At 38.8% G+C, this 26,407-nt stretch carries 25 protein-coding genes; 9 read left to right on the forward strand and 16 right to left on the reverse strand.

The genetic code is table 11. The features are described from left to right. Positions 1 to 12: 12 nt before the first annotated feature. On the reverse strand, positions 13 to 1,323 hold the full coding sequence (locus CH364_RS15845; RefSeq protein WP_100743551.1) for an amidohydrolase family protein: 1,311 nt from the start codon (positions 1,321 to 1,323) through the stop codon (positions 13 to 15). A gap of 56 nt (positions 1,324 to 1,379) precedes the next feature. Between CH364_RS15845 and CH364_RS15850 the strand changes: the two genes are divergently transcribed. Then, positions 1,380 to 2,696: an MATE family efflux transporter gene (locus CH364_RS15850; RefSeq protein ID WP_243401325.1), complete on the forward strand. Its 1,317-nt coding sequence runs from the start codon at positions 1,380 to 1,382 to the stop codon at positions 2,694 to 2,696. Between the two features lie 15 nt (positions 2,697 to 2,711). Then, on the forward strand, positions 2,712 to 4,463 hold the full coding sequence (locus CH364_RS15855) for a patatin-like phospholipase family protein (RefSeq protein ID WP_100787875.1): 1,752 nt from the start codon (positions 2,712 to 2,714) through the stop codon (positions 4,461 to 4,463). 93 nt (positions 4,464 to 4,556) lie between these two features. Here the strand turns inward: CH364_RS15855 and CH364_RS15860 are convergent, their stop codons facing one another. Genes CH364_RS15860 through CH364_RS18835 form a run of 4 tightly spaced genes read right to left on the reverse strand, consistent with a single transcriptional unit; the run spans position 4,557 to position 7,152 of the window. Then, complete coding sequence (locus CH364_RS15860) at positions 4,557 to 5,543, reverse strand: SPFH domain-containing protein (RefSeq protein ID WP_100743548.1); 987 nt, start codon at positions 5,541 to 5,543, stop codon at positions 4,557 to 4,559. Positions 5,544 to 5,562: 19 nt separating this feature from the next. Next, positions 5,563 to 6,090 (reverse strand): LIMLP_15305 family protein, encoded by a 528-nt coding sequence (locus CH364_RS15865; RefSeq protein WP_100743547.1) that lies wholly within the window; start codon positions 6,088 to 6,090, stop codon positions 5,563 to 5,565. Position 6,091: 1 nt separating this feature from the next. Continuing rightward, on the reverse strand, positions 6,092 to 6,763 hold the full coding sequence (locus CH364_RS18830; RefSeq protein WP_243401324.1) for a hypothetical protein: 672 nt from the start codon (positions 6,761 to 6,763) through the stop codon (positions 6,092 to 6,094). A gap of 53 nt (positions 6,764 to 6,816) precedes the next feature. Continuing rightward, entirely contained in the window at positions 6,817 to 7,152 is a 336-nt protein-coding gene (locus tag CH364_RS18835) for a hypothetical protein (RefSeq protein WP_243401323.1), read from the reverse strand. A gap of 85 nt (positions 7,153 to 7,237) precedes the next feature. On the opposite strand from CH364_RS18835, the gene CH364_RS15875 reads away from it, so the two are divergent. From CH364_RS15875 to gmd, 3 genes are all read left to right on the forward strand, one after another. After that, on the forward strand, positions 7,238 to 9,076 hold the full coding sequence (locus tag CH364_RS15875) for a DUF1553 domain-containing protein (protein WP_100743546.1): 1,839 nt from the start codon (positions 7,238 to 7,240) through the stop codon (positions 9,074 to 9,076). A gap of 9 nt (positions 9,077 to 9,085) precedes the next feature. Continuing rightward, positions 9,086 to 10,372: a DUF1501 domain-containing protein gene (locus CH364_RS15880; RefSeq protein ID WP_100743545.1), complete on the forward strand. Its 1,287-nt coding sequence runs from the start codon at positions 9,086 to 9,088 to the stop codon at positions 10,370 to 10,372. 153 nt (positions 10,373 to 10,525) lie between these two features. After that, on the forward strand, positions 10,526 to 11,554 hold the full coding sequence (gene gmd / locus CH364_RS15885; protein ID WP_100743544.1) for a GDP-mannose 4,6-dehydratase: 1,029 nt from the start codon (positions 10,526 to 10,528) through the stop codon (positions 11,552 to 11,554). 33 nt (positions 11,555 to 11,587) lie between these two features. Here gmd and CH364_RS15890 read toward each other — a convergent pair whose 3' ends face one another. The 6 genes from CH364_RS15890 to CH364_RS15915 form a co-directional block, all read right to left on the reverse strand. Further along, positions 11,588 to 11,893 (reverse strand): STAS domain-containing protein, encoded by a 306-nt coding sequence (locus CH364_RS15890; RefSeq protein ID WP_100743543.1) that lies wholly within the window; start codon positions 11,891 to 11,893, stop codon positions 11,588 to 11,590. 48 nt (positions 11,894 to 11,941) lie between these two features. Then, positions 11,942 to 13,153, reverse strand: coding sequence for a Crp/Fnr family transcriptional regulator (locus tag CH364_RS15895; protein ID WP_100743542.1), 1,212 nt, complete (start codon positions 13,151 to 13,153; stop codon positions 11,942 to 11,944). Between the two features lie 78 nt (positions 13,154 to 13,231). Continuing rightward, positions 13,232 to 13,762, reverse strand: a complete 531-nt coding sequence (locus CH364_RS15900) for a tetratricopeptide repeat protein (RefSeq protein ID WP_165779504.1) — start codon at positions 13,760 to 13,762, stop codon at positions 13,232 to 13,234. 5 nt (positions 13,763 to 13,767) lie between these two features. Further along, positions 13,768 to 14,853: a vWA domain-containing protein gene (locus tag CH364_RS15905; protein ID WP_100743540.1), complete on the reverse strand. Its 1,086-nt coding sequence runs from the start codon at positions 14,851 to 14,853 to the stop codon at positions 13,768 to 13,770. A 32-nt stretch (positions 14,854 to 14,885) separates the two neighbouring features. Beyond that, on the reverse strand, positions 14,886 to 15,506 hold the full coding sequence (locus CH364_RS15910) for an NUDIX hydrolase (RefSeq protein ID WP_100743539.1): 621 nt from the start codon (positions 15,504 to 15,506) through the stop codon (positions 14,886 to 14,888). Then, entirely contained in the window at positions 15,506 to 16,726 is a 1,221-nt protein-coding gene (locus CH364_RS15915) for a ribonuclease D (protein ID WP_100743538.1), read from the reverse strand. Before CH364_RS15915 ends, CH364_RS15910 begins: the two co-directional genes overlap by 1 nt. Before the next feature lie 41 nt (positions 16,727 to 16,767). Here CH364_RS15915 and purF point away from each other — a divergent pair, with 41 nt between their 5' ends. The 4 genes from purF (at position 16,768) to CH364_RS15935 (ending at position 20,859) form a co-directional block, all read left to right on the forward strand. Further along, positions 16,768 to 18,195 carry an amidophosphoribosyltransferase gene (gene purF / locus CH364_RS15920; RefSeq protein ID WP_100743537.1) on the forward strand — a complete coding sequence of 476 codons (1,428 nt, stop codon included), beginning with the start codon at positions 16,768 to 16,770 and terminating at the stop codon, positions 18,193 to 18,195. Then, positions 18,195 to 18,569, forward strand: coding sequence for a 6-carboxytetrahydropterin synthase QueD (queD, locus tag CH364_RS15925; RefSeq protein ID WP_100743536.1), 375 nt, complete (start codon positions 18,195 to 18,197; stop codon positions 18,567 to 18,569). Before purF ends, queD begins: the two co-directional genes overlap by 1 nt. After that, the gene (queC, locus tag CH364_RS15930; RefSeq protein WP_100743535.1) at positions 18,570 to 19,325 is read left to right on the forward strand and encodes a 7-cyano-7-deazaguanine synthase QueC; all 756 of its coding nucleotides are present in this window, start codon (positions 18,570 to 18,572) and stop codon (positions 19,323 to 19,325) included. A 187-nt stretch (positions 19,326 to 19,512) separates the two neighbouring features. Further along, entirely contained in the window at positions 19,513 to 20,859 is a 1,347-nt protein-coding gene (locus CH364_RS15935) for an SBBP repeat-containing protein (RefSeq protein WP_243401322.1), read from the forward strand. A gap of 472 nt (positions 20,860 to 21,331) precedes the next feature. On the opposite strand, the gene CH364_RS15945 is transcribed toward CH364_RS15935, so the two are convergent. The 5 genes from CH364_RS15945 to CH364_RS18840 all read right to left on the reverse strand — a co-directional run bounded on the left by CH364_RS15945 (position 21,332) and on the right by CH364_RS18840 (position 26,018). Next, complete coding sequence (locus tag CH364_RS15945; RefSeq protein WP_100743532.1) at positions 21,332 to 21,979, reverse strand: NAD(P)-dependent oxidoreductase; 648 nt, start codon at positions 21,977 to 21,979, stop codon at positions 21,332 to 21,334. 66 nt (positions 21,980 to 22,045) lie between these two features. Next, positions 22,046 to 22,495, reverse strand: coding sequence for an Rrf2 family transcriptional regulator (locus CH364_RS15950; RefSeq protein ID WP_100743531.1), 450 nt, complete (start codon positions 22,493 to 22,495; stop codon positions 22,046 to 22,048). A gap of 58 nt (positions 22,496 to 22,553) precedes the next feature. Then, the gene (locus CH364_RS15955; RefSeq protein WP_100743530.1) at positions 22,554 to 24,251 is read right to left on the reverse strand and encodes a hypothetical protein; all 1,698 of its coding nucleotides are present in this window, start codon (positions 24,249 to 24,251) and stop codon (positions 22,554 to 22,556) included. A gap of 91 nt (positions 24,252 to 24,342) precedes the next feature. After that, positions 24,343 to 25,053, reverse strand: coding sequence for a DUF1554 domain-containing protein (locus tag CH364_RS15960; protein WP_100744693.1), 711 nt, complete (start codon positions 25,051 to 25,053; stop codon positions 24,343 to 24,345). A 254-nt stretch (positions 25,054 to 25,307) separates the two neighbouring features. Continuing rightward, positions 25,308 to 26,018, reverse strand: a complete 711-nt coding sequence (locus CH364_RS18840) for a DUF1554 domain-containing protein (protein ID WP_243401321.1) — start codon at positions 26,016 to 26,018, stop codon at positions 25,308 to 25,310. Positions 26,019 to 26,407: the final 389 nt, after the last annotated feature.

Here is a 26,407-nt window from a genome sequence, read left to right on the forward strand (position 1 = left end):
TCTCTGTCAGGGTCAATCCAATTCACGCCCGGAAAGTTTGGTGGATCTGTAGGAAAAAGACTTTTCCCGGATGGTTTCCAATTCTTTTTCAGAAACTCCTGCCGTATGTGCATGTCCATATTCCTCAGGCATTGTGGTTCCAAATAAACCTGGGTCATCTGAACCGATAGCGAGTTTGATATCGTTTTGCAGAAACCTTGTGATAGGGTGATCAATATGCGATTCCAACATCCCAATGTATAAATTAGAAGAAGGGCAACATTCAATCACAGACTCTGTTTGTGCTACTTTAGACATAACAAAGTTTTGGAAAGTGTGGAGGTATTGGGACTGGGTCACATCAAAAGGGATTTTTAAAAGTTCGGAATCTGGTTTGGTTTTTAGTTCCCTTCGTTTGAGTTCGAGTTCTTCTTTTGGATAAAAAGGACCAAAACTTGTAATCTCTTCATAAGATTCCAATTCGCATTCAATTTGGTCCTTGGCCTCCGATACAAGTTCAGTCCTTTCATCTCCCAAAAAATAATCGGAATCAATTCCCAATGCCAATGCATGACCCAGTCTATGGGCACCATTCAAAGCGGATTCCAAAACCCAACGCGTTGCAGAGAAGGGAGTTTTATCTCTAAAACTTTCGCCCACATGGTATAGGATTGATAAGGCAGTGTTTGGTTCTGCTTGGTTATCTTTGATTACGGATTGAAAAAAAGATTTTTTATCTTTTGGTGGATGTCCTTCTTCAATATGACAGAAGTCAATACCCACAAGTCCATTGCGAATGACGGAATCTTTTTCCATCCAGTTCTTCATCCAATCATAATGCCTTTCAAAGTTGATATCTCTATGTAAAGACATCACAAGTTTTGATTGGATGGTTTTTCCTTCTTTTTTCGCAGAGTTTTCGCCTTTGGAAAGCCCTTCCAAACAAGCCATTAGTTTGCTATAAAAACTTTCTTTTGGTTCTTCTTTACCAAACATCAAACGATATTCGGCATAACTGATATCATCCAAACTATTAGATAATACTACATCATGAGTTACTTCTGTAATTTCTCTTTCATCAAACTTTACAAGTGCGATGATGAGATTGAACTTTGCTTGAAAATGTAAAAAAGGAGCCTTTTCCCGAAAGTGATAGAGTTTGGAAAAATTTTTTATGTCAGCATAATCTTCAAAAAAAGTCGAAGGTCGAATTTTTATCCCATATGCTTTTTCATAAGAATCTAAATAGAGATGCCATCTAGGTTCTGGGTTATTTTTACCAATTCGATACAAAGTTTCAGGGGGTAAACATCCATAAAGGTGGTTGTGTAGATCGCAATACATATAAGAATGACAAAACTATGCTTCACAAAATTAGACGCATCTTGAAGCCAACTCGATTGAATCAGAAAATTCTTGGATTAGCAATCCCAGTTTTTTTTGGAATGATCAGTTATACAGCCATTATGGTGGCAGACACTGCCATGGTAGGAAAATTAGGTGAGGTTCCGCTTGCCGCTGTGGGATTTGGTGGAATGGTTTATTTTTCCATCTTTGCCTTTCTTATGGGTGGATCTATGGCCGTTCAAATCATCGTAGCACGTCGATTTGGCGAAAAAAATGAAAGAGGAGTCGGAATTACCTTAGTTAATTCTGTTTATTTGTCCTTAATATTAGGATCTTTATTGTCTTATTTCGGATTCCATTACGCCCCACAATTTATGGGTTGGATTGGAGATGATCCGCAAGTCATTGAAGTGGCGGGAGTCTATCTCTCCTATCGATTTATAGGAACTGTTCTCTTTTTCGTTGGATTCGCCTTACGTGGATTTTTTGATGGAATTGGAATTGTACAAGTGGGGATGATTTCTTCCATTTTAGCTGCTGTCACAAATATCTTTTTTAATTGGTTACTGATTTTTGGAAACTGGGGTTTCCCAGCTTGGGGAGTGAAGGGTGCGGCCATTGCTTCTAGTTTATCTTCTATCCCATCTCTATTAGTTGTGGTGTTTTATTTTTTCCGCAAAGATGTAATCAAATTCTTTAAGTATCAAATCTTCACTCCAAGTTTTGAAATCATCAAAGAACTTTGTATGGTTGGATTTGCGCCTGCTGTAGAGGGAACACTCGTTAACTTTGCATTTTCTGGTTTTTATAAAATTGCAGGTATGATTAGTACAACCACTCTTGCTTCTGCGAGCGTTGTATTAACATGTCTTAGTTTATCTTTTATGCCTGGTTTTTCTTTTGGAATTGCAGCCACTACCATTCTTGGTCAATCAATGGGACAAGGAAAACTTCGATTGGCATATGAAGGAACCATGCGTTCAGCAACTTTTTCAGCGATTGTGATGGGTTCTATGGGACTCTTTTTTATTATTGGCGGACCTTGGCTTATTGGGCTTTTTACCGATGTACCTGCTGTTGCCAAAGAAGCATATCCTGCACTTTGTATTGTTGCCCTCATTCAAATAGGTGATGCCTATCATATGGTGATTGGTTCAGCACTTCGTAGTGCGGGGATGATGTACTATGTGATGTTTGTTTATCTCATCGTATCCTTCCTCATTATGTTGCCATTGGCATATTTATTCGGGATTGTCCTAGCATGGGGAACGATTGGAATCTGGTCTGCGTTTTTTATTTGGATTTTACTCATGGCAGTGCTTTTTGTCGGAAAATTTCGTAAGAAGGAGTGGGTGAACATACGAATTTAATAGAACGAGGGGAAAATGAAACGAACAGAATTAGAACGACAGGCCATCCAAAATTTTTTAAAGTCTGTGGATTTGTTCAAAAAACTTCCCCCCGCTGTTTTGTTAAGACTGGCAAACAATGTCCAAGAAAAATTAATCCGAAGCCACGAAGCTCTTTATTATAAAGGAGAGTCTTCGGAATCAATTTATATTGTTCGGTATGGAGAAATCCTACTCGAAAATGTTGCCGGCCAAAGTCATGTTTATGTGGGTTCAGGTCAAGTTTTGGCTGAGAACTCACTTATCTCCAGTTCCAACCATTCCACTTCTGCTATTGCCGTTATTGATTCCCTTGTTTATGTATTGAATGGAAAATTATTTTTGCAATTGGCTTCTCAAGAAAAGGTCTTCGCACAAAACATCATTCAAATGATGGGCTCTCGAATGCGAGAGAATTTAGATCGTTCCAATCATAAAGATACATTTTCCGGATTACGAAGGTTATGTGTTCATGTTCCTTTAGAACCAGAATATCATTTCAGCGAAAAAGTAAAATCCTTCCTAGACGAATACGGAGAAGTTACTAGAAAGTTATCATCGGCAATTCCTATTTCCACTTTCAAAGGAATGGACCCCACACAAATTTCCGAATACCTTACCAATCTTAGAAATAAAACTCCCTTACTTCATATTTATTTTGATGAATCCACATCGCGAATGGATTTACATTATCTTGTGGTGCAATCTGACTTCATTGTGTTTTGGGAAGATGAACCAGAAAAGTTTTATAAAGAAAAAGAAGAAATCATCAATTTTTGGAAAAATAGAATTAGAAACTTTGAAGGCCGTGCCATCCGAATGATGGAAAGCGGTGTTCGTAAAAGTTATCTTCCACAAGACCAATCACTCAAAACCTTTTATCAAAAAGATACTTTAGCAAGATATCTGGTCGCAAAAACGAGAGGTTTAGCGTTAGGTGGTGGTGGTGCTAGAGCTCTTGCTCATGTAGGTTTGTTAAAAGTTTTACATAGAGAAGGGATACATTTTGATTTTGTATCTGGTGCTTCGATGGGAGCTGTGATTGCGGCCTTGTATGCCAGAAAAAATTCACCTGAAGAAATTGAAGAGATGATTAAAAATTTCTTTGGTGGATTAGAAAGTGCCTTTGATCCAACGATACCGGTTGTTGCCTTTTTTAAGGGAAAACGAATGAAACGTATGTTAAAGAAAGGGTTTGGTGACCAACGTATTGAAGAATTGCCACTCCCTTTTGCTACTTCAGCTGTAGATTTACAAACGGGAAAAGAACATATTTTTGACCAAGGTCCAATTACGGAAGCTCTCACAAGCGCTATGAGTTTGCCCGGTGCCTTTCCCCCTTACAGACTCGGTGAAAAACTTTTAGTGGATGGGGGAATGATCAATAACGTTCCCGAAAATCTCATTCGTTCCAAAGGTGCGGATGTAGTGATGGGAATCAACGTATCTCCTTTGCAAGAAATTGTTCCGGGCAAACTCTTTGAAGACAGAAACACAACTGAAAAAGGATTCTTTCGTTATATTTGGGATACTTTAAAATACCCTCCTATCTTACAAATTATGACAAGAACCATCACTTTAGAAGGTAGAGAGATCACTCGCCTCAAACGACCTAAAATGGATCTGTTTGTGCACTTCCATTTGGAAGAATTTCAGTTATTTGATTTTGCTCGTTACCAAGAGATCATTGATAAAGGGGAACAAGAAGCAGAAGCAAACTTAGCAGAAATCAAACAATTGTTTTCCTAACAATCTTTTGATTCATAATCTAAATTATTCCCACCTAACGAAAACTAACTTGTGTCGATGGGTGGGATAACTGTTTTTAAGGTTCAGCCAATTTTACAAAGAAGATAGAATTTCTTTTTTTTTGGCTTCAAATTCTTCGGCGTTGATGAGGCCTTGGTCGAGTAAACCTTTGAGTTTGGCAATGCGAGCAGCTGGGTCATTGGCTGCAGGTGCCGCACCTTGGCCTCCGCCTTGGTTCATCATACTTCCCATCATTTGGCCCATATTCATTCCCATTCCCATCCCAGCACCCATCGCACCACCACCTTGGCCTTCGTTTTCTGCAGCGGCTTGCCCAATATCAAACATTTTCTTTTGTTGGTATTTGTCTCCAAGCATATCGATTTCGAATTTATCGGTAATGATTTTTTGGATTCGTTGGTAGTTGGGATCGTTTTGGTCAAAGTTCACCGAAGATACGTTAAACTCTGTTAAGTCGATTCCATATTTTTCAAATTCAGGAGCCAGTTTGACCCTTCCTGCGGTGGAACTTTCATCCCTATATTTATTGATCTCAACTACAGAAGTGTTGTTGTTTAAAATGACTTCAGAAATAAAATCACCAATCCCACGAACGATATTTGGTTTTAAAAATTCATCAATGGATTCGTTGGTAGTTCGATTTCCACCTTTCACCACATTGAGTAAAAAGGACCTCGAATCTTTGATTCGTAATTTATAATCTCCAAAGGCTCGAATGTTTAAAACAATTTTGTATTTTGGATCTTCCAAAGGGATTGGGGTATTGGTTCCCCATTTCATTGCAAAGATGGCTTTGTTTACATAATAAACTTCTGCTGTGAAAGGAGTTTTTCCACCAAACGGAAGATTGACGAGAGCTTCTAAAATAGGAATGTTTCCCGTTTTTAATGTATGAGTTCCTGGACCAAAAGTATCTAAAGCCTTTCCTTCTTTAAAAAAAATGGCTTCTTGGTTTTCATCCACCACCAGTTGCCCTGCAGTGCTGATTTCATCAGATGGATACTTCCAAACGATTTCATTGGGGCTGCCTTCAAATTTAATTCTATCGATTAGTGCCATTGTTTATTTCCTTATTCTCTTATTTTAAAAAGATTGAGTTTCTAGATTCAAATTGTGTTTCAAAGTTTAACAATAATTTGTTGATTGATTCAATTGCCGCTTCTGGATTAGTCACAAAAGCAGCGGGAAGGGTATCCAAAATTTCTTTTTGTATGTTCCCCACTTTTTCCAACATCGAAAAGTCATGGTTTAGTAATTTTTCCATTTCTTCCGCAGTGGCTTTGACCCCAGTACCGAGTCCATTCAGTCCATACCCAGCAGAACCTACTTTCATTATGATTCGATCCAGAAGCGTGGTTGCTGGATTTGTTTTTCCGATGTTTTGGATTTCTGCCTTCGCCACAAACCCTTCTTCTAGTTTACGAAAACTTTCTTTAAAAGAGGTTAGAATTCCTCCGAGTTCTTTTCGGATGAGAAGATCGGTTTTTTCATACTCTTGGTTGGCTAGAGCTTCTTCGAATAGTTTGATTTCCTTTAAAAACTTTCGGATGGGATCTTGTTCGTTCTTAAAACGTTCTAATGTAGATTTTAACCAAGTTTGGTCCATTTTATTCCTCTTTTACGTTCCCTTCTAACGTTTGTATGGTGTCACAAGTGATGTAATTAAAGATGACACTTTTTTCTGTTTGGTAGAGTGCTTTGGATGGAAGTGATTTCCATTTGGCCATATCAAATTCACAGTCATGTTTTTCCCCTTTGGTTTCACCAGTGGACTCTGTGAAATGAACTATATATTTTTCTTCTTTGGTTCCTAAACGTTCACAGCCAATATTAGTGCTTGTACATTCGCGGATTTGGGGAGAGGGCCAATAAGGTTCTTGTGTGGTTCCAAATCCTTTTGCCACTGCATTTCTCTCAAAGGCCCATTTATCGACGCGGTAACTACAATGGTCATCGTACACAGGTTCTTGTCTGTATTTGGTAGTACAACTTTCACTTTCGGAGAAAGTTCCATCTCCACGATCCGAACGAACTGTATGGCAATCTTCTCCATCAGGTATGCTGTTATAACTTCTGATCTCACGACTTCTGGACACACTGTACGCACCGATAGGCATGGAGTCACACCATTCAGATTCGGAAACTGGTTTGAACTGATCGATGGCTATTGTGCGAGACCATTCTTGGTGAGTGATTTGTAATTCTACTTTTTCTGTCCATAACACACCGAGGCAAACAAATCCAATCCCACCAAAAACAATGGTTCCGAGTAGCCACAAAACCCATTTGGGAGTTTTTGGATGTGGTTTGACCCAATCGGAATTGGGGAAGTCTAAATCTTCTTTTGCTTTTTGTACAAGTCTTCCGTGAGTCCATCCTGGTCGGATCTGAGTTTTACATTTTGAGCTCCATCTAGGGAACCACCACAGTTTCCGCAAAACGTGGCTTTGGCTCCGTTGGCTGTTTGACAAAAAGGACAAACCTTGTCTGCTCCGTAATAGACATGATCTTGGACAGCGACTTTGTCTGCTTCGCTCGGAAAGTATCTTCGATTGGGATCTTGTGTGGCTCCACAATTGGGACAATGCCTATGTGTTTTACCTAACAATTTTTTAGTTCCGCAATATTCGCAGTCCCAAAGCATTTCATAGATTCTTTCTTCTGCCATCGCAACAAAGGTTTATCTGCAAAAAATTGACTTTTGCAAGAAAAATATTTCCAATTCGTAAAATCCCACATAGAATCTTACCAACATGCGTTTGGTACTAAATCTAGTTCTTAAGTTTCGTTATTTCTTTTTCTCTTTTGTCGTTCTGATTTTCTCTCTTGGTTACCTTCATTCTCGATCAAAACAGAATGCAGTTCATCCACTTGATAGTTTGTATTTGAAATTATCACCTAATGTAGTTAAGACGGAAAAGAAAATTGCACTTCGAAGGTTATCTCTTCATTTGCGAGGTGTGATTCCCAGTGTCAACGAATGGAAAGAATTAGAAGCTCTACCTGCCGACCAAAGTTTAGAATCTTTTGCAGTAAGTTTTTTAAAACAACCTGAGTTTGCCGAATACTGGGGAACCAAGTTCACCTCTATGTTACGGGACAAATCCAAAGGTCGTAAAATTCCAACAGGCTCGTTTTTCGAATACGTTGCCAGTTCCCTTCATAAAAACAAACCCTATGACCAATTGGTGCAAGAAATGTTAACCTCTACTGGCAACGTAAAAGAATCGCCAGCAACCATGTTTTATATTCGTGATGGAGCCGATCCTTTACAAACAGCCGAGTATGTTGGAAGGTTATTTTATGCAAAACGAGTGGCTTGTGCCAGATGCCATGACCATCCTTATATTTCGGATTTTACAAGAAGAGATTATTATGCACTCGCAGCCTTTTTTAGCCAACAGTTCTTTCGAGATGGATCTTGGGAAGCAGATCGTTATGGAAAAACTTTGAGTTATGTTCCGAGAGAATTAGAAGTTCATCTTCCAATGGAAGAACAAAAAAATCTTCAAGATAAAAACAATGAATGGAATAGAGACAATTGGAGCAAATGGACCGACGAACAACGAAAAGACTACCAAAAGAAACATGAGGTGGAATACGCAACTCTATATTACCAACCCAAACTTGGACTTCGTTTTCCTCATACTGACGATGCCCCTGGAGGTGATTTAGTAAGGCCAAAGTATTTAGATGGGAAAGAAGCAAAATTATTACCTGGAGAGGATCGTAGAAAAGCCTTTGCTACTTGGTTAACAAATAAATCCAATGATCGGTTTCGGAAAGTGATCATCAATCGAGTTTGGACAGAACTTATGGGTTGGAGTTTTTTCACTCCACTTGATGATTGGAATGAAGATACTGTGGTGACTGGAGATGAGATTCTAAATCATCTCGATTCTTATTTTTTGACAAACAACTTAAAACTAAAAGAGCTCATTTTATACATTGTGACTTCCAATGCTTACAATCGTTCACTGACAAACAATCCAAACGACCAAGATCCTATTCGTTATTTTTCTCCCAATCGATTGGACAGTGATCAACTTCTCAACTCTCTCATTCGAGTCTCTGATTCCCAAAAAATCGGTAACATTCGAGAAAGGAATTTATCTTGGATCTCTGGCTTTATGGATAAAAAACCTTATGATTTGACTGGAATAGGTAGTATCCGAATTCCTCAGGAAAACCCAAAAGAATTTTCCAACTCAGCTGAGGTAGAGAGACCAGCGCCTTATCATACGATGTTATCTGTATTTGGGTCTGGACCAAGAGTGGATATTTCTGATGATATCTCAGAACTTACCATTGAACAAATGTTAACTCTAATGAATGGTCGTGTGGTGGGAAAATTGGTTTGGGATTTTGGTAACAAAGAGTCTTTGGTGAAACAAGAGTTTGACCAATTAAAATCAATGAATTTGGTTATTTCCAATCTTTACTTTCGACTTTTAGGTAGAGAGCCAAGTTTAGGGGAAAAAGAAAAAATAAAAACACTTTTGATAAAACCAGATACTGTTTTTGACAAAGACTTACTCCAAGACATTCTCTGGGCTCTGATCAATAGCCAAGAGTTTCAACACATCAATTAGGGAATCATCATGGATCGCAAAGAATTTTTAAAAAAATCAATTCTCAGTTTGGGACTCAGTCCCTTTTTGTTTTCTACAAATCCCTTTGGAAGTCTACATGCCGAAGAAGAAGAGGAATCCATTACCCTTCCTTCTAAAGTAAAGTCCGTCATCTTTATTGAAATGATGGGAGGGATGAGCCATGTCGATACATTAGATCCCAAACCAAACAGTGCGTTTGGAAAAGTAAATTCCAGCATTTCTGGACTTTCTGTATTGGAACCATTTTCTCTTACCGCAAAACAATTACATTCGATTGGAATTGTTAGGTCTACATGGAGTGAAGAAGGGGATCATGGATTCGCACAAATGTTACTGGGTACGGGATACCGAATGACAGAAGCGATGGGCTTTCCTGACATTCCTCATTTTGGTGCCGTGATTGCTTATGCTAAAAAATCGAAAGTCAAATCTTCGTATTTTCCAAGTTATGTGACTATTGGGGGTCGTGGTAGTAAAAATGGGAACTCTGGATTTTTAGGAATCGATTATTCTGGTTATCATGTTGGAAATGTGGATGAACCCATCCAACATCTAAACCCATCCTATGGAAAATTTTCTGATGATCGGATCCTTCGAAGAAAGGACTTGGTTTCCTTTATGAATGAAGAGTTTTCTAAAACCTATCCCACAAAAGAATCCAAACATTGGAAAAATATGCTCGTGGCGGCCGAAGAGTTTCGGAATTCCAAAAACATAGATAGTTTTCGAATCAGTTTGGAAGATGAAAAAACTCGTGCTCGTTACGGAACCACTTGGCAAGGCAAAGCTATGTTACTGGCGAAACGCCTTGCAGCACAAGAAGTTCCTTTCATTCATATCTCGATTGGAGGATGGGACACACATACAGGCAACAAAGCACAAGTCACAAAAATAATGAAAGAAACCGATATGGGCATTGCTTCTCTACTCGAAGACTTATATAATACAGGGCTCATGAAACAAACGTTATTTGTTCTTACCAGTGAATTCGGTAGAACCCCAGATGTAGGATCAAGAGACGGTCGTGACCATCATCCTAAAGTTTGGTCAACCTTACTTGGAGGTGGACCCTTTGCCAAAGGATTCGTGTTAGGCGAAACAGATGAAACAGGATCCAAACCTGTGAATCCAAAGGAGGCCCTTCATGTAAGAGATCTCATCGCCACCATTTACCAAGCGGCTGGAGTCAATCCCGATGCCTCACTCACCAATTCCTTTGGCCGTCCTTTTCTTTTAACAACGAAGAAAGCGAAAGTATATGAAGGTTTGTTTTAGTTTGATTTAGCCTGGTTAGGAGTTTTTCGAGTCGAAATAGAGGAGAATGAGACAGAAAGAAGCAAATCGGTGCTACTTTTTGAGAATATTTACCTTTCTAGGTTCATTTTTCCTTTTCTTACGAAAGAAATTTAAAATACTGATCCCTGATCTATGAAAAAAGCACTCATTACCGGAATCACAGGCCAAGACGGTTCCTATCTGGCAGAACTCCTCCTCCAAAAAGGATACGAAGTCCACGGGATCGTTCGTAGAACGAGCCTTTTCAATCGCAATCGCATTGAACATCTGCACGGAAACCCAAACCTCCGCCTCCATTATGGAGACATGACGGATTCCTCGAACCTAAACCGAATCTTAGAAAAAATCCAACCATCGGAAATCTATAACTTAGCAGCTCAGTCCCATGTTCAGGTTTCTTTCGAAGTTCCAGAATACACTGCGGAAGTGGATGCGGTCGGAACCTTACGGATTTTAGATGCCATCAAACAAACAGGGATCAATACCCGTTTTTACCAAGCTTCAACTTCCGAACTTTACGGACTTGTCCAAGAAGTACCACAAACAGAAAAAACGCCGTTTTACCCACGATCCCCTTATGCAGTTGCAAAACTTTATGCTTATTGGGCAGTCGTTAACTACCGTGAAGCATACAATTTACATGCTTCTAACGGAATTTTATTTAACCATGAATCTCCCCGTCGTGGTGAAGCTTTTGTCACAAGAAAAGTAACCATTGGTGTTTCTGAAGTGAAAGCTGGAAAACTCCCACACATCACAATGGGAAATATTGATTCCAAACGCGACTGGGGATATGCTCCAGACTACGTAGAAATGATGTGGATGATGTTGCAAAAAGACACTCCAGATGACTATGTTGTGGCGACAAATGAAACACATACAGTTCGTGAATTCATAGAAGAAGCTTACAAAATTGCTGGATTTGAAGTAGTATGGGAAGGCAAAGCTGAGAAAGAAGTTGGTAAGGACAAAAAGACCGGCCAAGTTCTTGTTAAAATTGATCCAAAGTACTACAGACCTACGGAAGTGGAACTTTTGATTGGTAACCCTGAAAAAGCAAAACTTCAGTTAGGTTGGGAGCCAAAGGTTAAGTTCAAAGAGTTGGTTCGAATCATGATGGAAGCTGATTTAGCTACTCAAGGATTGAAACCAGTAAATTAGAATAACTATCTTTTGAATGGATCGTTTTTTGGTTTAAAGACCAAAAAACTGATCCAACATCAATTTCTTCAAAGTTTCTTTTAGTTTATCTTGGATATTGACAATCTTCACTGTCATTTTCTTTTCATCCGCTTTGTTTTTGAATGAAAGCAAACGAGAGATTCCTAGGGAACTCACAATCACCACTTTTTCCAAATCCAAAAAGATTTCTTGAACGTTCTTCTCCAAGATTTCCGCTAAAATCTCTCTTAACTCTGGTGCGTTTCCATCAAGGATCTGATCCATAAAACGAACACGGATCGTGTTTCCCTTTTCTTCGACTAGTATCTTATCACTCATATTTCGTTGGCCTCTAACGTAAGTCAGGAGAGGAAAGTTTGCAAGAAGTTATTTCAGCTTCTTTAGCTTATTCTCCATGTTAGCCTTTTTATGATAGAATTGGACGAGTTTTTCTAGTTCTGCCATGTCCGTACAAACAATTTTTCCCATGTCCATACGAATAAATTTATTATTCTTCATGATATCTGAGATCAAAAGTTCATCTTTTGGATCCGTAAGTCCCACCATTTTGAGAAGGTCCTTGGTCCCAATTTCAAAATTGTAACCTTGTTTGGGTGCCACTTTGATTCGATTTTTTTCGGCCAAAGTCATTAGTGTATCTACGATGCGGCCTTGTGGGTCTTTCAAAAGAAGGTTAGCTAACTGTTTGTAGGCAATCCAAATTCGTTCGGATAAAAGTGTGATAAGCCTTGTTGCCAATTGTGGTTGGGCTTTTACCATTCCTTCAAAGTTGGCTTTGTTGATGGCAAGGAGTTCCACATCGCCCGCTGCGACAGCAGACGCGGAACGAGGTTTGTTATCAAGGATTGCCATCTCACCAAAAATGTCCCCTGCTTGGAGAACTGCGAGCATCACCTCGTTCTGGTTTACAATTTTGGAAATTTTAACCTTTCCACTTTGTAAAATAAATAGTTCCTTACCTGGTTCGTGTTCACAAAAAATCATCTCACTATCTTTATAGTTTCGATTGAATTTATTGTAATCAATGGGCGGTGCTTGGAAAGGTTGGTTGCTTGTCTGCAAACGTAATTTTGCCTGCGGTACAAACTGTCCGTTAGGAAGGTGCTTTAAATAACTTTGGTAAGCGAAGGTAGCGTGTGATGTATTTTGCTGTTGGAAGTAATATTCGCCAATTTTAAAAAGTTCGTTTGGATCTTCTTCAACGGCGTTACGAAAAGAAAGTCTTGTAATTGTAGTATCAAATTGTCGTAACTTCATTGAGAAGAAACGAATGATATTCATCGCAACTGCCGTAGACTTTTGGATCAGGGTTCCAAATTGGTCGTAACTAACAGAGATTAAAGATACGTTGGTGAGTGAAGTGGCAGATTCAATCTGTGGGTGTTGGCTCATAGCTGCCACCACTCCGAAAAAGTCACCAGGTCCTAAAACTTGGTTTGGATCTTCTCCGACAACAGCCGTCTCACGAGTGACACGTACCTTCCCCTCACGGATGATATAGAAATTGTTCGCATCCTTTTTCCCCTCTACAATGATGTAGGAGTTCGCTGGGAAAGTAACCATTTGAAAAAACGACATTCTTAAATCTCTGAACCCTTTTTGCTCAACGTGCCTAGTTTATTATCGGAGATCCCTAGGGCAATATTTTCGTAAAAATTACTTATTTTTACTCTCTCCTAAAATTTCCATCTGAGTCAGTTCTAATTCCGCTTCTTGTGCAATTTTACTGGAATACGTATTTTTGATAATGTCCTGAAAAATCTGATACGCTTTGTCTTCCCTGCCCATACGGACATAGGCTTTGCCAGAAATTAAGTAGGATTCGAGTCCTTCTTCCGTATTGGGAAATTCTTTATAAATTTTCAGTTCGTTTTCAGCAAGTGCCAATACATCGCCTGTCATTCGGTAGTTGGAACTTAAGGTTTTTCGCACTTCGCGTGTTTTGGAATGGCCTGGATAGAGTAATAAAAAGCTTTTGCAGGATTCCACCGATTGGTAGTGGTTCCGATCCTCTAGAAACTCTTTTGCCTTCTTGTAGAGGAGTTCCCCTTGTTGGTTTCGTTCGTCCGCAAAAATTTGACTCACGGAACGATCGGCTAAAAGAGGAAAAAACCCCATAGAAACAAGGATTCCTAGGGTAAAAGTCACTCGTAAGGAGTTGGTCCAGGCTGTCGAATTCTGTCTCATTACTATCAGTTTCGGCCAGAACTGAGATTCTCGTGAACGGGTTTTTCCTCTGAAATGGCAAGAATTTTCGGAACCCCTGTCAAATCCCAAAGTTCTGCGGATGCTTTCATACGTTTTCCAGCGGGCAAAGGGAAAACAAAACGACCTTTTCCTTCTGGCCCAATTTTTAATTCAATTTGATGTTTGGTGAGGTCTCCCATCCTTCGCTCTCGAAGCGGTGGAACAGGGAAACTTCGTTGTTTTTCTTCTGCTGGATAAAGATACAACTGCACCATATAGGAAGTATTGGTTTTGGCAGTGTATTCGTAATTCAGAATGTAACCAGATTCTGATCCATCTTCATAAGGAAGGATATTCAGGATTTTGATTTGGTTTTGGGATGGTGCGGCTAGATTTGTATTGTGATTGGTGGTTTCCGAGACAAGCTTGGGTTCCTGTTCTGAGGAAAAAAAGATTTGTTTGAAAGAAGAATCATAATCTTCAGGACCTTTCAAAGAATAATAATGTCCGTCTCCAAGGATGGAAAGCCGTTTGAGATCTTCCTCTCCTTTGGGGTCAATGTCGATCCCTAGCACCTGTAATCGAAATTTTTTTCCGGATTGTTTCAGTTGGTACAGAACGGCTTTTGGATCTCCATCGCAACTTTCCACCCCATCGGAGATAAAAATAATCTCCGTTTCTTGAAGATCATTCAAAAGAAACTCACCAACCAAGTTTAAGGTTTGGGCGATGGGTGTTGATCCTGCAGGCACAATGGACGAAATTTTTTGGCTCACAAGAGATGCAGCTCCTCGTTGGATGGGGTGATACAACCTGGCGGATGAACATCCTGCGATTCGGTTTCCGTAAGCAACAAGTCCCACACTCACATCTTTTGGCAATCCCCCAAGAACTTGTAATAATTTTTCTTTGGCAACGGCCATCCTTGTTTTTCCATCCCATTTTTCAGACATGGAACCACTGGCATCTAAAATAAAAACATATCGTTTGTTAGGTTGTACTTGCGGGGAAAGGGGAAAAAAGGAAAGAAAAAATAAAATGAGGATGGCAAAATTCCTTTTCAGTTGCTGGTTTTTATTTTTTTTCCGCACCTGTACACCATCGGCGAAAACAGGAATTGACCTTAGAGGGATTTGGGATCTAAAAAAGGCGGAACGACTAGGTTTGGTTTCACGAGAAGGGGAGTTCTGTCAAAAGAAGAATGTGCCCGTAGGAATCGCAAAATCATTTCGCAGGTAGCACCCCAAAGGAGACCATCTCCTAAATCAAAATAATAAGCAAAATGTTCCCGGCCAGGCACTTGAATGGCATAAAAAGGTTTTGTCCAAAGATCGGAAAAGGAAAGGAGAATGACTCGTTCCACTTCCTCTGTGTTATGCTGAAAGGATAAATCACCTTCATAGGTGGCCAAAAATGGAGTGATATGAAAACCGGTTCTTGTATGGAGCCCTTCTAGTTTTCCAAGAACATTCAAAGTAGAACTTTGGACACCCATCTCTTCTTCCCATTCCCGAAGGGCCGTGACTAAAAGATTGGAATCTTCTTTTTCTTTGACTCCACCCGGAAAAGAAATTTGGCCGGGGTGGGATTTTAGATTTTTGGAACGTTCAGTAAGAATGATTCCTTCTGCAATATCTTTGGATCCATATAAAGGAAAAATCACTCCTGACTTCACTTCTGATGTGTCAGGAATTTCATCAAAGTCCCTTGAAAGTTTTTTTACAAAGGACTCGTAGGGTAACATCAACCCTCGTCTTTCGAGTTTTGGTTTTGTTTTTTCCTACGTTTGGCAACAAATGCTTCTTTGGAACGAATGGCCACCAAACGGTTGATCATCGAATCAAAAGGAAGTCCTTGGATGGCAGCAAGTAAACTTGGGCCATAGTTTTGTACTTTCCAATCCGAAAACACATGGAGGGCTTTTAATTCTTCTAAGGTTTTTGGTGCTGCTCGCAAAATAACAATGAGTTGTTTGTTCGAAGGAAGAAGGGAGTGTTCCATTCGTCTAGCGCGCATAATGCGGAGTCGCCATTTTTTAGCATTTTCGAATTTATGGTTTTCATCTTCGTTTAAGTCTTCGCCATGACGTTTCGAAAGTTCTGATGTATCGATAGGATCATTGTATTCAGCAGTTAATAGTTTGAAAATTTCTGTTCCGTCTTTTTTTCCAAACCATTCCACACATTTTTCTTCGTTCGGATGTCCTTTCACTGCTTGTGATAAACGATCGTTATTAAAAACTCGGAAACTAGCTTTGTTAATTCGTTTTGCTTTTTCATCACGGTAACGAAGAAGTTCTAAAATTTTTCTTCTTTCAAGCGGAGTGAAATTAAGAATGTCAGGAAATTTTCCAAGAGAAAATCCTTCTCCTTCTTTGGCTACATACTCTTCGGATGCAATGAATTCAAATTCGGAGATAGCTTCATCATAAAGAGATCTTCGTTTGAGTTCTTCTTCCATTTTTAACCAAATGGATTCTAAATAAGCAGTGTCGAGTGCTGCATATTTAAGTTGTTGTTTTTGAAGAGGACGAATTTCCCAATTAGACTTTTGTTCTACTTTGGAAAGTGTTACTTTATGGTAATGTTCTACTACATGTGACAAAGAACTTTGTTCTAATGACAATAATCGAGAACTGATCATTGTATCTGCCGTGTTCACAAATTTGAACCCAAAGTCTCTTTTTAAGGCTTTGATGTCATCTTGTGCCGAATGGAAGATTTTGAGAATGTTCGGATCTGCAAACAAAGGACCCAAAGCTGACAAATTTGTGATTTTTAGAGGGTCAATCAGGTAATTTTTGCCATTAGAATTGATCTGGATGAGACAAACTTTGGGGTAGTACGTGTAATAACCGGAGGACTCGGTGTCGATCGACATGATTTTGGACTGTCTGAGATTGATCAGAGCTAAATCCAAAGCTTTTGCTGTATCAACGAGAATATAGTTGGAATTGATTTGCATCTAATTGGGATTTTGGAAATACTGCAATTGTCATTCTAACAATGATTCTCCAATCTGACAAACCAAAAGAAGAATGTGCCATTTTCGGCATCTACAATAGCAAGGAAGCTGCTAATTTTACCTACCTAGGTTTGTACTCAATGCAACACCGAGGCCAGGAGTCCAGTGGGATCGTCACAACAGATGGTTCTCACTTATACCGGTATGCCAACATGGGTCTCGTGGCAAATATCTTCACTCAACCGAAGATCAAAGAGCTCATAGGGGATTCGGCCATTGGTCACAACCGGTATTCCACAACGGGAGCCAGTTTTCTAAGGAATGCTCAGCCCATCCGCGTGGAATCCCACTTAGGTCCTGTGGCACTTGCCCACAATGGTAACCTAGTCAACTCCTGGGACATTCGAAATAAGCTCGAAAGAGACGGATCGATCTTTCAAACCACCATCGATTCCGAAGTCATTGTCCACTTGATGGCGAAAAGCCATAAAACAGACCTTCTAGAAGCACTCTGTGAATCACTTGCACAAGTTCGCGGTGCCTACTCTCTGTTAGTTTTAACTCCAAGATACTTAATTGCAGTGCGAGATCCCAACGGTTTTCGCCCCCTTGTGATGGGGAAACGAAGTGATGGTGCCATTGTCTTTGCTTCTGAAACCTGTGCTTTTGATATCACCGAAACAGAATATGTAAGGGATGTGGAACCAGGTGAGATGATTGTTATCGATCATACGGGAATGCGTTCCCTCTACCCATTCCCAAAAGCAAAACCAAGTCTTTGTATATTTGAATACATCTACTTTGCAAGACCTGATTCGTATATCTTCGAAGAATCTGTTTATAAAGTAAGAAAATCTCTCGGTCGCCAGCTTGCGCGTGTTATGCCAGTGGAAGCCGACGTGATCATTCCTGTTCCAGATTCTGCAAACATTGCGGCCCTCGGTTATAGTGAAGAGTCTGGGATCCCATACCAAAGTGGTCTTGTGCGTTCTCATTACATTGGTCGTACCTTCATTGAACCGGACCAAAAAATTCGGGACTTTGGTGCCAAAATCAAATACAATGTGGTGAAAGAAGTGGTAAATGGAAAACGCGTTGTCATCATTGACGACTCGGTGATGCGAGGAACCACAAGCCGTAAAATCATTAAAATGATTCGGAATGCCGGCGCCAAAGAAATTCATTTTAGAGTTTCTGCTCCACCTACGGTTTCTCCTTGTTATTATGGTATCGATATTCCAACCCATAAAGAACTCATTGCATCGACTCATAGTATTGATGAGATTCAAAAGTATCTTCGTGTGGATTCTCTTGCTTATTTAACTTTGGATACAATGCATAAAGCAGTAGAAGGACACAAAGGCGGCGGATTTTGTGATGCTTGTTTCACTTCCAATTACCCAGTGGAATTTCAAGATCATGCAGGAAATCAAAAGTCTTTATTTACGGAATACGCGACGGAAGAGTAATGGAAGAGCTTGAACTTTCCAAAACCTTTGGTTTTGAAGCCGCACATTTTTTACCGAATGTTCCTGAAGGCCACAAATGCAAAAGAATGCATGGCCACAGTTTTCGTTTTGCAGTGTATCTTAAAGGTGAAATTGATCCTCACACTGGTTGGATCATGGACTTCGGTGAATTAAAATCCATCGTAAAACCAATCTTAGACGAACATTTGGATCATTATGTATTGAATGATGTTCCAGGCCTTGAAAATCCAACAAGTGAAAACATTGCTGTTTGGCTTTGGAACCAATTAAAACCAAAACTTCCTTTACTCGATAAAATCACTTTGTACGAAACTTGCACTAGTTCTTGTGTGTACAGAGGTCCAAAAAAGTAAATGGTTTCCGTTAAGGATTCCTCTCCTCATTCCAGATCTGAAAAAAAAGGTGCCGTAGTACTTTTGTCAGGTGGGCTTGATTCTACCACTTGTTTGTATGAAGCAGCAAGAGAATATGGTCATCCAAAGAATAAAAAATTACCAATCCTTGCTTTATCTTTTGATTATTCTCAAAAACACAAAATAGAATTAGTAAAAAGTAAAAAAATTGCAAAACTTCTCGGAATCAAACATGTGATTCAAAAGTTGGATCCAGGTTTTTTTCTGGGAAGTTCCCTCACTGAAAAAAATATCAAGGTGAGAAAGAATGCAAAATCGTTATTTAGCGGTGTGGAAAAGGAAATCCCTAATACATACGTCCCAGGAAGAAATATTTTATTTCTTTCTTTTGCTTTGTCCCTCGCGGAGGGTCATGGATATGATTCCATTTATATTGGAGTCAATGCACTCGACTATTCTGGATATCCGGATTGCCGGCCTGAGTTCATCGAATCTTTTCAGAAGATGGCAAATTTAGGAACCAAAAAAGGAGTGAGTGGCACAGGTGATTCCATCCAAATCAAAACTCCACTGCTTCACTTAAACAAAAAAGAAATTATTGAACTCGGAATCGAAGTAGACGCTCCACTCCACCTAACGCATTCTTGTTATGATCCCTTACGTGGGAAACCTTGTGGCAAATGTGATTCTTGCATTTTAAGAGCCAAAGGATTTTTGGAAGCTGGAATTTTAGATCCAGCATTATCGATTCGATAAATTTTGATTAGGTCCTAAGTTATGAAAGTAAACATTGGACCTGACATTCTGTGGCAAGCAATCTTGAGTTAGGTGGTAATTCTCTGTCATTCAATTTAAATAAAATGCAAAGACAGACTGTGTGATACCAATGCGATATTTTTTAATTATATTCATTTTATATTTATGTCAATGTAAACCTTTGCCATTGAATAATCCTTCAGATATTCGCACAGATGCCTTTTTAGAAACACAATTACTTCGTTGCCTTTTAGGAGAAATTGATTGTGTAGAAATCCCACAAGACAACCAAGGAGTTCGAGAATGGACGCGGTTTTTGGGAGCAACCGGTGGAGTTCAAACTAGTTCACCTTCTACTATCACGGATCGTTCCGGAAATGTTTACATTGTGGGTACGACCACAGGATCTTTGTCAGGACAAACAAAAATATCTCCCGGATCGTCGAACGATATCTTCGTTTTAAAATTCACTAATGGTGGAGATTTATTATGGGCTCGTCAAATGGGAAGTCCAAGTGCAGCAACGAGTTATGTAGAAGTAATCCATATGGATGTCTTTGGCGATTTGTACATTGTGGGTTCCTCTGGTGGACCGTTTAATGAAATACCAACAAATGGTGCGGGAAGTATTTTGATTAAACTCAACCAGGCAGGATCAGTGCTCTGGACACGTATCTTCCCAACTGCAAGTGAAACCTTAGGATCAGGAGTTACATCTGATCCAGAAGGAAATGTATACATTACGGGAAACACAGAAGAACAGGTTATCAATGCAGACACGGCATTAGGCGGAAGAAATACATTTATCTTTAAATACAATCGAAAAGGCGATTATCTTTGGACAAGACTGATTGATAACGGAGGACCTAGTTCGTATGGCCAACAAATTCAATATGATCCTTATTCTAGAAATATTATACTTGCGGGCCAAGTCGGTGGTTCCGGAACATTTTTTGGAAATTCCTTACCAGGTGGACTCACCGATTCATATTTGCTTGCGTTAAATACAAATGGAATTGTTCAATGGGTTCGACTTCTTGGAATCTCTGGAAGTTCAAGTAGCATCAGAGCTCTTTCCATTGATAAAAAAGGTTCTGCATATGTAACTGGTGATGTCAATGGCAATCTTGACGGCCAAGTCAAATCAGGGGCGATTGTACAGTTTTTAACTCGATACAATATGTATGGCGATAAACTTTGGACCCGTTTGTTAGGAGGAGGTGGTTCTAGTAATACATATACCTATGGCATCTACGCTGATAATACTTCGCATATTTATACAGTAGGAAGTACTACGGGAAATTTATTTGGCATTAATATATTGGGAATTCAAGATGCCTACCTTTCTAAATATGATAACCAAGGAAATTTACTTTGGATTCGTCCTTCTGGAAGTGCTGGTTCTACAGTTTATGGAAGGGGAATCTCTTCTGATAAATACGGAACTCTTTACATTTCTGGCTCTACAGATGGCAATTTTGACAACCAAACCAAACAAGGGACTTACGACGCATTTTTAATAAAGTACCGTTAAAAACACGTCTTTAACATTAGCGATATAAAAAATTAATCCACTTAGCGTTGCCATATACTTGGACTCGAAAGGTTTCGATACAAACTGATTTATAACTAGTTAGCTTTTTGGAATCCAATTGTTATTGTTCGACGCAGATGACTTTCAATGGTTGGCTACAGTCTATTGTTGTGGCATTAAATGAATTTTCTAAAGGAAAACTAAATATTCCTTTCGCCGTAGTCGTACCAATGATTGTTGTTTCATCCACTTGGTTTCTAGACCTTTTTGTCCTAAGTCCAGAAGAGCACGATAGGACTGGAAAATGCTGGTGTTTAAGATTGAATTTCAGATGGGGGTAGGGCACTGCCCGAAAGAGGCAAGCAGTCTGTGTTTACAATTTTTTGTATTTCTAGTTTAAAAGTTTAGGAGTTATATACATTCGTAACCTTTGAATGCAAAGTGATACGAATGTATATTATGTTGATTCTAATCAATAACCAACTGTAAATCTTTGTTTTACATATTTTCTTTCTTCGAGTTCATCTACAAAGGCTTTTACTAAGTCTGCCAGTGAGATATGGCTATGTCCATTGGTATCAACTAGAAGAGACTCTTTTGAAAAACGATATTTACCTGTTTTTGATCCTTCTGGTTCGATAACAGCAGAAGGAGAAAGGAAGGTCCATTCCAATTCGTTTTCTGATCGTAAGTGATTTAGAATCTGCCTTGCACCATCGGCACCGGCAAAATATTCTTTTGGAAATTCTGGTGTGTCAATCAGCTGCACTCCAGGTTGAACTTCCAAAGATCCTGCTCCACCCATAACAATGATCCGTTTGACGCCTGCTTTTTTTGTGGCACCTAGAATGGATAAAGATCCATTGATCATGTTTTCTCTGATATTGGGGTCTGTCCATCCTGGATTATAAGAATCCAAAACGGCATCAGATCCAGAAATGATCTTAGCCAAACCATCTGTATCAAAAATATCCCCTTGGATTTTTTTTAAGTTTGGATGTTCGACTTTTAGTTTTGACGGATCTCGTAAAACAGCTGTCACTTGGTATCCTTTGTTTAAAGATTCTTCTAGAGTTTTGCTTCCAATAAACCCTGTTGCTCCAATCAATGTAATTTTCATCTTTTTCTCCCTTGTTGTTTTGTTGTAACTTACATTATTACATCTACTATAAAAAATATAAATTCCTTATACTTGTTTCTTATAAAAACCATTTTTTTTCGATGTTGTCCGTTGGCGTATTTCTGAACTAACATCCGATAAATTGTATTTTGAAAGTTTGTTTTCCATGGCTTTTTGCGCTTCGTCTAAAATTCCTGTAAGCGCCGATTGGATGTTTTTGCCAATAGGGCAATTTGGATTGGGATGTTCGTGTAAAAGAAACAAGGCATCTTCTTTTTCTGTTGCTTTATAAATATCGAGTAGGTTGATCTCCCTGGCAGGTTTTGACAAAGAGGAACCTTTGACTCCCCTACGTACATTGATGATGCCTGCTTTTTTTAGTTTCCCGAGTAACAAACGAATGATTGCGGGATTGGTGCCCACAGATCCTGCAATTTCCTCTGACGAAGCTTCTCCATCCATTTCCAAAATGGTTAGAATATGAATGGCAACAGAATATCGGCTAGGGATGGACATAAATACTACTTGTAACCACAATTGTTACAGGTTGATTTTATGGCAAGAGGTATTTTTACTAGCGATGCCATTTACTGGGACTAGAAAAATTTTTGGTACGGCCGGGTTTGATATGAAACTTCGATCCTGTATTGAATTTTGGAGCATTGACGCGAGCATTATTGAACTTAAAGCGGCCTGGTTTGATGTCCATTTTCCCTTTTGGTATGTATGTCCTTTCTTTTAGAATCGAAAACAATCCACCTAAATCAATTTCTCCGTAGGTACCACCACCTCCGCCACCAGCTAACTCTTCTTCGCCTTTCTCTTCAGCATCATCATCGTCATCTTCTTCGTTAACATTTTTTTTCATTTGATTGGCAGAGGTCACATCCAAATCAAGAGGTTTTGGTTCTATGTATTTCGATTGGAAATTTACCTGCGAATAAAAATCTATGATATTTGATTCAGCTAACTTTTGTGAGGTTTCCACGTTCGTGTCGTTTGGTAAACTTCTGGTTAGGATATAAATTTGACTTTGTGATTTAAAACAAGAAAATACAAAGTATTCTTTTTTTAACTGATCTTTCTCTACATCCGGTTTCGCAATTTCTAAAGTAAAAGTATATGTTCCGTCCCGATAATCAGGCGAATAGGTTTCATGAATGATTCCAGATTTAGGATAATTTTTTTTGATTTTATCGATGAGATTGGTTGTGATAAAAGTTTTTAATGTTTTTTCAATTCCATCAGTAATGATATCAGAATTTAATTTTTGATTCACATTGATGGCTTGAATTTTAAATAGCCCATGGATAGGATCAAAAAAACTTACGTTCCGTTTTCCGTCTCGAATGACTGCAAACCTTGTATCCACTGGAATTTGAGTTTTAAAAAGATTGGAATCGGAAGTGTAAGTTCCACCAAGAACATCACCATACACTGGATTCAATCGTTTGATTGGCAATGGTTGGCTATTTTTGTTTTCTAACGCTGCCAAAAATTGATCTTTTGAATGATCTATGAACCTATAGTCTTTGTTATAATTTTCAACTTCGTTAAAAAAATTGAATGTTGGTAATAAAAGCCATGTGAGAACTCTTCTATATCCAAATTTATACGTCGTTAGAGTTGGTACTGTTTCGATGGACTTTCTCTTGAATACAATGAAATAATGATTTTCATAATTCACAGTAGGAATGATTCCAAGCGAGATTAAAAATAAAATAAGGTTATAGCTATCTTTTTCTCTTCTTACATAGTATAAGTTATAGTAAGTGTCACAATTCTCTATATCATCAAAAAGATTAGGATGATCACCTGTGTATAAAAAAGTATCTGCATCGATGATTTCAGCATATTTAAATAATGTCTTTTTATCTTTTGGGTCGATTGCCATTTTTTCTATTTGGTGGAACCTTTCAAATGACTTGTTTGTCCGAAAGGATTCTAGCTCTTTAGTATAAGGCCAGGACTTAGGAATACCTTCAATTTGTTTGATATGTCTTGTATTCGTATTTTTGAGTTTTAAATTGGTTCGTATATTTTCAATGAACTGGGTGTCGATGAGTGGAAGATTGGATTGTGTGAGTTCATTGGAAGAACCAGATTCTTGGAATTTTAAAATAGAAAAAAAACAGGATATTCCCGTCTCTCCCAATACGTTTCCCCCTTCCGCAATTGGGATTTCACCAGATTGGTTTGAAGAAACTCGAGTATGATACCAACTGACCTGGCAATGGAAAAGGAAGAAGAGAAAAATAAAATAGAATTTCATTTCGGGAACCACCGAAGAGGTTAGTGGTTCCCTAGGCTTTGTCAAAACAAAAAGCTAACCAATTGTTGGTGATTCGGGAATCAAATGGATTCTATTGTTCGACACAGATGATTCTTGCATCGTCCGTGCAAGACATGGTTCCAGCATTACTGATCGCAAGACTACTCGTATCATTATGTTGTGCCGCCATAAAGGTACCGCCTGCCCTCCAACCCGTACAGTGATTATTACTACTTGTCCAATTTGGACGCAACCCTGTTGCCGTATTCATTGTGCCAGTCCAATTAGTTCGTGGAGGATTTGTCAAAGGAAAGGTAAAGAGTCCATTGGCATTCGTAGTTCCTATAACGGTAGTTCCATCGGATTGTCTATATTGTTTATTTGCCTTTAACACCCAATCTGCATGTTCGGAAGGTCCGCCAGAGCAATTAGCAGTTGTACACGCAATTCGGGTGGTTTCATCTGTGACAAGTGCTTTGTAAGTGCCACCGCCAGAAGGTTTGTCTGTGGCATTATTGCAATAACTATCTAATCCACTGATTCCTAAATTTGTATTTAAGGCGGGATAAGAAGCTGTAGAGACAAATATTTTGCAATATGCTGTGCTTGAGCAAGAATTGTCGGAAGTTGATCCAGTGGAACGATTGTTAGCCACGAGTGCAAGAGCACTGACTGCTTCTATATTGTTATTATTTTCTGGTTCACAAGAACTAAGAGTGAAACATATGAAACTAACTATGATTAAATTGATTGTAAGTGAAAATTTTTGAAAGATTCTAAAAGTTTGCAGAAAAAACTCCATAAAAAGTGTAATACCCATACAGTAACTCAACCAAGATCAACGTTCTTGGGAATTGAGTCAATTTATTTTAGGGAAATCGGTTGGTTCCTTGCCGAATGGCATCTAGGGTACAGTTTGTAACTTCACTGTAACATTAGTTGTTATTTCATTTTAAATTCTGACCAACTAGTTTTGTAAAAAGGTTCTTAATTGGATTTTTAAAACAAAACAATGGTTCTGCGATTGAATCTTCACAAAACCATTGTTCCCGATTGTTATTGTTCTACACAAATGATAGCCGCATTGTTCGTACATCCAGCGATTCCAGCAGCATAGATTGCATCAGACGATGTACTGTCATATGTTGCCATTGCGAAACTACCAGTCCCCGTCCATTGTGAACAATGATTACTATTACTAGTCCAATTTGCATACAGTCCTGTTGCTGTCATATTTGTAAAAGGAATTGCATTGCTAATTGAATTTGTCAAAGGAAAGGTAAAGATGCCATTGGCATTGGTTGTGCCAATCACCGTGGTTCCATTGGATCGCCTATATTCTTTATTTGCCTTTAACACCCATCCAGTATGTTCGGAAGGTCCACCAGAACAATTAGCAGTTGTACACGCGATTCGATTGGCACCGTCCGTGACAAGTGCTTTGTACGTGCCACCACCAGAAGGTTTCTCTGCGGAGTTGTTGCAAAAATTATCTAATCCACTCATTCCTAAATTCGTATTCAATGCTGGAAAAGTATTAGCTGTGACAAATATTTTGCATGGTCCAGTTGTGGAGCAAGGACCAACAGAAGTATTTGTTGTAGAAGCAGTAGAACTGCTGTTATTTGACGCAAGTGCAAGCACACTGGCTGCAGCCGTATTGTCGGTGCTATTTTCTTCACAAGAGATGAGTGTTAAACAGGTTAGGCTAATAATGATTAAATTAACTGTAAAAAAGGAATTTGATAAGTATTTCAGTTTTTGCAAAAAAAATTCTCCAATATAAGGGTAATACCCAAAGTTGTTCGGTTAGAGTCGACTTTTTTGGAAAGCGAGTCAATTTATTTTAGGGAAATGCTAAGATTATTTTTCTTTTTTGGCGAATGAATAAAAAAGTACGAAGTGAACGGTTGTTTCTGAATGAATTTTTGGATTAGAGAATACTGATACAAATTGATGACAATTTCAACATATCAATGTTATCGGAAACATTTTAAAAAGTATAAAAGCCATCAAGATTTGTATGAACGATTATTTAAATATTGGTAAGATAAAAAAATCAATTTGTCATATTACCATTGGAACCACTATACTTTAAGTGGCTCCAATGGATTTGAGTCAAAATAAATGCTTTATTTTAACTTTAGGTATATCGA

The sequence above is a fragment of the Leptospira harrisiae genome (assembly GCF_002811945.1).
Taxonomy (GTDB): Bacteria; Spirochaetota; Leptospiria; order Leptospirales; family Leptospiraceae; genus Leptospira_A; species Leptospira_A harrisiae.

Coding starts and splice junctions, on each gene's coding strand:
- CH364_RS15845 (WP_100743551.1), bottom strand. CDS start 1,323: ATGTATTGCGATCTACACAACCACCTTTATGGATGTTTACCCCCTGAA.
- CH364_RS15910 (WP_100743539.1), bottom strand. CDS start 15,506: ATGTTACCCTACGAGTCCTTTGTAAAAAAACTTTCAAGGGACTTTGAT.
- CH364_RS15895 (WP_100743542.1), bottom strand. CDS start 13,153: ATGTCGTTTTTTCAAATGGTTACTTTCCCAGCGAACTCCTACATCATT.
- CH364_RS15880 (WP_100743545.1), top strand. CDS start 9,086: ATGGATCGCAAAGAATTTTTAAAAAAATCAATTCTCAGTTTGGGACTC.
- CH364_RS15860 (WP_100743548.1), bottom strand. CDS start 5,543: ATGGCACTAATCGATAGAATTAAATTTGAAGGCAGCCCCAATGAAATC.
- CH364_RS15945 (WP_100743532.1), bottom strand. CDS start 21,979: ATGAAAATTACATTGATTGGAGCAACAGGGTTTATTGGAAGCAAAACT.
- CH364_RS15855 (WP_100787875.1), top strand. CDS start 2,712: ATGAAACGAACAGAATTAGAACGACAGGCCATCCAAAATTTTTTAAAG.
- queC (WP_100743535.1), top strand. CDS start 18,570: ATGGTTTCCGTTAAGGATTCCTCTCCTCATTCCAGATCTGAAAAAAAA.
- CH364_RS15915 (WP_100743538.1), bottom strand. CDS start 16,726: ATGCAAATCAATTCCAACTATATTCTCGTTGATACAGCAAAAGCTTTG.
- CH364_RS15955 (WP_100743530.1), bottom strand. CDS start 24,251: ATGAAATTCTATTTTATTTTTCTCTTCTTCCTTTTCCATTGCCAGGTC.
- CH364_RS15900 (WP_165779504.1), bottom strand. CDS start 13,762: ATGAGACAGAATTCGACAGCCTGGACCAACTCCTTACGAGTGACTTTT.
- CH364_RS15865 (WP_100743547.1), bottom strand. CDS start 6,090: ATGGACCAAACTTGGTTAAAATCTACATTAGAACGTTTTAAGAACGAA.
- CH364_RS15875 (WP_100743546.1), top strand. CDS start 7,238: ATGCGTTTGGTACTAAATCTAGTTCTTAAGTTTCGTTATTTCTTTTTC.
- gmd (WP_100743544.1), top strand. CDS start 10,526: ATGAAAAAAGCACTCATTACCGGAATCACAGGCCAAGACGGTTCCTAT.
- purF (WP_100743537.1), top strand. CDS start 16,768: ATGATTCTCCAATCTGACAAACCAAAAGAAGAATGTGCCATTTTCGGC.
- CH364_RS18835 (WP_243401323.1), bottom strand. CDS start 7,152: ATGGCAGAAGAAAGAATCTATGAAATGCTTTGGGACTGCGAATATTGC.
- CH364_RS15890 (WP_100743543.1), bottom strand. CDS start 11,893: ATGAGTGATAAGATACTAGTCGAAGAAAAGGGAAACACGATCCGTGTT.
- CH364_RS15960 (WP_100744693.1), bottom strand. CDS start 25,053: ATGGAGTTTTTTCTGCAAACTTTTAGAATCTTTCAAAAATTTTCACTT.
- queD (WP_100743536.1), top strand. CDS start 18,195: ATGGAAGAGCTTGAACTTTCCAAAACCTTTGGTTTTGAAGCCGCACAT.
- CH364_RS15950 (WP_100743531.1), bottom strand. CDS start 22,495: ATGTCCATCCCTAGCCGATATTCTGTTGCCATTCATATTCTAACCATT.